Genomic DNA, 6,081 nt, shown 5'->3' on the forward strand with positions numbered 1-6,081 from the left:
GCTGACCCCAGTGCCCAAGGCCCTGGAGATCCTTGAGCTCATGAAAAAGGGTCAGCAACTCGACCCTGATGTGGTGGATCTGTTTATCCGGAACAAGGTTTATGCACTGTATGCAGACAGGCATCTGAAACCGGGAAAGGCTTGAGATAATATTCTGCTTATTGGCAAAGCAGATGCTGGAGAGCCGGTCCCCATGCGACATGCAAAGCGCAGATACCATGGGACAAGACCAGCATTGAAAGGTCATCAGCCGCTTTGCGGCGTGTGAAGCCTGGGCTTAACTTAACCTGTCTGGTTGTATGGCAGGACAGCCCTGATGGTCCTTGACTCTGTAGCGGAGGGTAACAACAATGCAAAGGGTTATTGTATATTTTCAGGCTATATTTCTTGTCGCCGGCTTACTGGTTCAAATCTCAACCGCCTTTGCCTCTTCTGCAACTCCACTGGGCCAGGTGGTCTATATTCAGGGTCAGGTGGAAATCCAGCCCTCCGAGGATGTCCCATGGACCAATGCTCAAAACGAACAGAATATTTTTCCAGGCACCATCCTGCGCACTGGTGCAGGTGCATCTGCGGCCGTGCTCTGCGCTGATGAGTCACAAATCAGACTCGGTGAAAACACAGTTATCCTGTTCAGGGAATCCGCTGCCTCTCCAGGCATGGTCAGGGCGGGCTTTGTGCCGGCTTCAAGGCCTGGACGGACAAGTATTTACCGGGTTCGCCAGGGCCGGATATGGCTGCGCAATGCCAATGAAAAATCCAGGCTTGAAATAATAACACCTGCAGTGACTGCCGCAGTCCGGGGTACGGAATTCACCTTGAGGGTGGAGCCGGACGGCTTTTCATCTCTAGCCCTGCTTTATGGGTCAATATTTTTGTCCAATCCTTACGGCGAAATTCAGCTGTTTACCGGAGAAATGGGTACCGCCCGGCCCGGTCAGGCCCCTGTCAGACAGGTACTGGTTTCTCCCCGGGACGCTGTCCAATGGACCCTGTATTATCCGGGAATAATCAGTTATAAAGATCTGCCTTTAAGTCTCCTGCCCGGCCCTCCACCCTCTGCAGCAGAAACAGCCTTTGATACAGGAGAGACGGAAAGAGCTGAAAAAGCTGCAGCAGCCTATCTGGCATCAGTGCCCGGCGACTATCGCGCCCTGACCCTTCTTGGCTGGATTGCTCTCCGGGATAATAACCCTGAGCAGGCCCTGGAGTACTTTGAAAGGGCTTTCACAGACAATATTCAAGGTGATGCAAGATTGGTCACCGGACTGGCTCTGACCTATTTCCGGCTGGGCAACGCGGCCAGGGCGCTTGATCTTTTCCAAAACAGTCTGCCGGATTTTCCCATGACCCCTGAAATATCGGCTATGGCCGGTTTTTTCTTTCTCATGACCGGGCAGCCGGAACAAGCCCTGGAGATGCTGAACTCAGGACTGGACATGGATCCGAACAATGTCCTTTGCCTGGGGTTTCTGGCACAGATTCTCATTGTTCAGGACCGTAAAGATGAGGCACGAAAAGCGGCTTTTGCCGGGCTGGAGGCAAGTCCACACTCGCCAATGGCCAATATGACCGCGGCCCTGGTTCATATTGCTTTTTTTGAGCTTGACAAAGCCCTGGAGCGCCTGCAGGCAGCCCTGGATGCGGACAGTAAGTTTATCACCGCCCTGGTTTATCTGGCCAGGCTGCATCTTGGAAACGACAGGCTGGACCAGGCCTGGAAGACCATAAGACCAGCTCTGGAAAAAGCCCCTGCTGAAGCCCGGGTTTTATCTACGGCAGGATTCATCCGTCTTGGATTCAGAGATTATGACCAGGCCAGGAAATACTTTGAAAAGGCGACAGGATTGGATCCCGGCCATGCAGACTCCCGGATGGGTCTGAGTCAATATTATTTTGCCAGAGGACATGACTTTCAGGGCCTGATGCATGCCCTGGCCGCAACCCTTCTTGACCCTCGGGTGTCTCTTTATCAGTCATTTCTGGGCAAGGCCCTTTACCAGACCCGCAGTCATGACAAGGCCCTTGAGATGTATGACTATGCTAAAACCCTGGATCCGTCAGATCCCACTCCATATCTGTATAAAGGTATTGCCCTGACAGACCTGAACCGGCCTGGCGAGGCCGTGCAGGAATTCAACAGGTCCATCGTCCTCAACGACAACAGGGCCATATTTCGCACCAGGCTCATGCTGGACCGAGACCTGGCCGTACGCAACTACGATCTGGCCAGGGCCTATTCTCAGCTGGGCCTGGAAGAATGGGCGGTGAGCAAGGCCCTGACAGCAGTCAGCTATGACCAGTCAAACCCGTCCGCCCATCATTTTCTCTATCTGGCCGAAAGTTCTAAACCCGTTCGGGAAAGGCACGGGGTCCTGGCTTCAGACTACCTCCTTTTTAAACTGCTTTCTCCAGCCAACCAGAATACTTTTACCTTTACCAATGACTACACACCGATGTTTGAGGCTCCATATACACGGATGCAGGTTCGCGGCGATATGGGAATGTGGAGCAACACCAATACAATATATAATTACTCCCTGGGCGGTTCCGGAGGGCGACCTGGAATAGCCGGCTGGACCTCGGTTTCCAGGGAAAGAGACAGTGGGTTCAGGCAGCCTGATTCCACATCCAGGGATGTAATGGCTCAGGCAATGGTCAAATGGGAACCAGCTGTTGACCACTCATTACTGTTTCAAGGTTCCTGTTATGACAATAAATCCGGGGATACTTTTTATCAGAGGGACCGTTCCTACAGCGCTTCCCCAAACATGAACCACACCATTGAAAACCATAACATGGAACTGGGATATACCCATCGCTTCAGCCCGACCTCCATATTTTTAGGCCATGCAGGGTATAACAGTTTTTCGGACGATTTGGACGATCATATACGCTACAATCTCTCGGATCCGGGCTGGAGGGAAACCCTGGATGTACGGCGGAAAACAAAACAGGACAATTTCAGTTTTCAGTCACAGCAACGGGTAGAGACAGACAATCATACCTTTATGGCCGGCATGAGCTTCATGACCGGAACAGAACGTTTTTATTGGGAAAACCATTTCAAATTATGGTATTATAATGAGTTGTTGCACGAGGAGCTTTATCCCGGGAGATTCTCAGGCCGCACCAGATGCCTAAACGCTTATCTGGCTGACTTCTGGACGCTTCATCCCGATCTGATCATGGAAATCTCCATGTCCTATGACTGGATCAAATCCGACATCATTGACGGACACAGAGACATGATCAGCCCGCGCCTGGGTCTGAACTGGCGGATCAACAGAGACAATACAATGCGTTTGGCCCTTCAGCACTATATGGTTGCCCGTGGCCTTGAGCCGCGGTTGCAGCCGGCCAGAACAGCCGGGTTCCCGGGACAGCGAAACGCGGCTGATTCATCGGAAATAACCGAAGCAGGAATCTCCATGGAACGTCAATGGGACAACAGGACCTTTTCCGCAGCCAGGGTATCTTATTTGCGCAGCAAAGAACCGATATTCCGCCGCAACACTATAGACCGCTACCAAGGCGAGGTAGTCGTCAACCGCATCCTGACCCCTTCTTTGGGAATCAGTCTTTCCGGACTGGTCAAATCTGTAAAGCCTGACAAACAAATTCTGGAAACCAACCCTGAGATGGATTACCTGGAAACCAGGGGAACAGCTGCCATGTCATTGCGCCGGCCCAGTGGCCTTGGAGTTCAGTTGAGCGCAATCACGGTTTACCAGGATTTCCAGTCTGAATACGCTTTGGATCTACAGGGTCAAAAGCGAAAGAGTTCTGCCTTTGCCCTGCTTAATTCCCGCATTTTCAGAGAGTTCCCTGAAAAACGCGGATTTATCGCCTTAAGCGTGAACAATATTCTGGGTTCCAGCTTTACTTACCTTCCGGACTCCATAAGCCTGGATTCATTTTATCCGGACAGGCAAATCTTATTTTCTGCGGGGGTAAATTTCTGAACATTTTGTTTTCACGTCCTTTCAAGGTCATCTTCATGACCATTGCTGTTCTGATTGCGTTTATTGCAGCCGGCAGACACCCTCTGAGCATCCAGTTGGAAAACCATGCCCTGGATTTTTTTTACAGGTTGCACGGCCCAGCAGCGGTACCGGATGACTTTCTGATTGTGGCCATAGATGAACCATCTTTTCAGATGATTCATGCCTCATGGCCCTGGCCCCGCAGTCTGCATGCCTCGCTTGTGGACAGACTGGATTCTGCAGGCGCCAGGTTGATTGTCATGGACATAGTCTTTGCAGAAAAGTCGGATCCCCTGAAGGACGAACAACTATCAATATCCCTGGGTCAAAGCGGCAAAGTTGTCCTGGCAAAAGCCATAGACATAGTAGAAGACCCGGAGTTTTTCAGGATTATCCATGTTGACCCCCTGGATATCCTTCAACATTCCGCCAAAGGAGTTGGGCTGGCAGTGCTGACCCCTGACCTGGACGGGGTTGTTCGGAGGTTTTCCCCCAGATACGGGGATCAATGGACTCTGCCCGGGGCTGCTTTTCTGGCACTGGAGCAAGAGGAACAACCTGTTGCAGATGATTTGAGCGGACTAATCGATTATGTTGGACCTGCCAGAACAATGCCCACTGTATCCTATTATCAGGTTCTTGATCCTGACCGTCCTTTGCCGGACAAGTTCATTAAAGACAAAATTGTTTTTGTGGGCATGAGCCTGGCTGTTCAGTCCGAACAATTCCAGCAGGCCGACTCATACGCCACGCCGTTTTTTTCGAGCCAGGGCGGTTTTATGTCCGGCGTGGAAATCCAGGCCAATATCCTGTGGACAATGCTGTCCGGCAGGGCCGGCAATATAGTCTCATATCCGGTGCATACCGGTATATGCGCAATACTACTGGGCATGATCGCCCTGTGCACTCTGAGGCAAAACCCTCTGACTGGCCTTGTAATAATAGCAATTCTTCTGGTCAGTTTTTTTTCCCTTACATTTATATTGTTTGTGCATTTTAAGATCTGGATGGAGCCGGTCCGGATCATGGCCGCAGGAGGGGCTCTGTTCGGACTTATAACTCTTGGCGATTTTTTGTCGGAAATTAAAACTAAAATTTGGACCAGAAAAGCACTTTCCAGGTACCTGGCCCCAAGGGTAGTAGAACATATCATCCGCAATCCTCAGATGATTACTCTCGGAGGGGAGGAAGTGCAGGCAACGGTTCTAATGTCAGACCTTGCAGGCTTTACAGCTCTGAGCGAAGATCTACCCCCGGCAAAGCTCATAGAGCTGTTGAGCGATTTTTTTACCCCTGCTACGGAAATCATCATCCGGGAAGAAGGAACACTTGATAAATATTTAGGCGACTCGGTCATGGCCTTTTGGGGGGCCCCACTGCATATTAAAGACCATGCTCAAAGGGCGGCCAGATCAGCCCTGGCGATTGATCGAGTCATGGAAAATATGAAAAGAGAAAAAGAAATCCAGGGGTTGCCTTTTTTCAGCAACGTCAAGACAGGTCTGCATTCAGGCCGGGTAGTAGTCGGCAATGTGGGCTCATATTTGCGCTATGATTATACTTGCCTTGGAGATACGGTAAACCTTGCCTCCCGATTAGAATCACTTAACAGGCATTATGGTACAAGAATTCTTATGAGTGAAGCTACCCGCAACCTGCTCGGGGATGGTTTCCTGGTCCGAAATGTGGACACGGTCATGGTTCTGGGGCGTTCCCAGAAACTGACTGTTTATGAACTGCTGGATCATACTCTGCATACCCACGCTCAGTGGATGGAAATATTTGAACAGGCCCTTGGGACCTATCAAAGGGGAGCCTTTGCCGAGGCTGCAGAGGGGTTTCAGAAAGTCCTGGACATTAAGCCCGAAGACGGTCCGGCCGGGACGCTTCTGGCCAGATGCAGAAGATATGTTAATAATCCCCCTTCTGACTGGCAGGGAGTATTTGTTATGGATAAAAAATAATAAGTTTTTCAAGGGATTAGAAAAATACTGATATACCGCCATAGTGATGCTTTGCCCGCAACAATAAAGAGAAGAGTTTTTTGACAGGATTAACCCCAGTTAAACACCCCATTGGGGACCCCGGTTTAACC

2 protein-coding genes are annotated in these 6,081 nt (G+C 50.7%); both read left to right on the plus strand.

Annotated elements, in window-relative coordinates; translation table 11 throughout:
* Positions 1-350: 350 nt before the first annotated feature.
* Positions 351-3,965 carry a tetratricopeptide repeat protein gene (locus QZP87_RS09135; RefSeq protein WP_291322610.1) on the plus strand — a complete coding sequence of 1,205 codons (3,615 nt, stop codon included), beginning with the start codon at positions 351-353 and terminating at the stop codon, positions 3,963-3,965.
* Between the two features lie 35 nt (positions 3,966-4,000).
* Positions 4,001-5,950, plus strand: coding sequence for an adenylate/guanylate cyclase domain-containing protein (locus QZP87_RS09140; RefSeq protein ID WP_291322611.1), 1,950 nt, complete (start codon positions 4,001-4,003; stop codon positions 5,948-5,950).
* Positions 5,951-6,081 lie beyond the last annotated feature (131 nt).

Origin of the sequence: Desulfonatronospira sp., assembly GCA_003563255.1 — a bacterium.
Taxonomy (GTDB): domain Bacteria; phylum Desulfobacterota; class Desulfovibrionia; order Desulfovibrionales; family Desulfonatronovibrionaceae; genus Desulfonatronospira.

What these genes read in the sequence shown, in the direction of transcription:
- QZP87_RS09135 (WP_291322610.1), top strand. Translation starts at nt 351, where the DNA reads ATGCAAAGGGTTATTGTATATTTTCAGGCTATATTTCTTGTCGCCGGC.
- QZP87_RS09140 (WP_291322611.1), top strand. Translation starts at nt 4,001, where the DNA reads ATGACCATTGCTGTTCTGATTGCGTTTATTGCAGCCGGCAGACACCCT.